Here is a 708-nt window from a genome sequence, read left to right on the forward strand (position 1 = left end):
TAAAAGGGTAAAAATTGACCTCATTTACAAATTAGGGCTTGAGATTTTTCTGCGAAAAATGAACTATGGGGTAGGTTTAATTTATTACATGGAGAGTTATGCGATGAGAGTAGGTTTAGTTGGTTGGCGCGGCATGGTCGGTTCGGTTCTAATGCAGCGTATGGTCGAAGAAAAAGACTTTGACTTGATTGAACCAGTTTTCTACAGCACTTCTCAAGTAGGTATCCCTGCGCCTAATCTAGGAAAAGATGCAGGTATGCTTCAAGATGCCTTTGATATCGAAAGTTTAAAACAGCTTGATGCGATCATTACGTGTCAAGGTGGCAGCTACACTGAAAAAGTGTACCCAGCACTTCGTCAAGCAGGCTGGAAAGGTTACTGGATTGATGCAGCTTCAACGCTGCGTATGGCGGAAGATTCGATCATCACGCTAGACCCTGTGAACCTAAAACAAATTCAACATGGTATTCATGGCGGCACGAACACCTTTGTAGGTGGTAACTGTACCGTTAGCCTGATGCTGATGGGTCTTGGTGGCCTGTTTGAGAAAGGGTTGGTGGAATGGACCAGTGCGATGACTTACCAAGCTGCTTCTGGCGCTGGCGCGCAAAACATGCGTGAGTTGATCTCTCAAATGGGTGTTATCAACGATGCAGTAAGTTCAGAACTGGCAAACCCAGCAAGCTCAATTCTTGATATTGACAAGAA

Annotated in this window: 1 protein-coding gene; it reads left to right on the forward strand. The window is 44.6% G+C overall.

The window, feature by feature from the left end:
* Positions 1 to 103 precede the first annotated feature (103 nt).
* Positions 104 to 708: aspartate-semialdehyde dehydrogenase (asd, locus tag R7Z50_RS27415; protein ID WP_318149737.1), on the forward strand; the 605-nt coding region annotated here is incomplete at its 3' end.

Source organism: Vibrio sp. 1249-1, assembly GCF_033340495.1.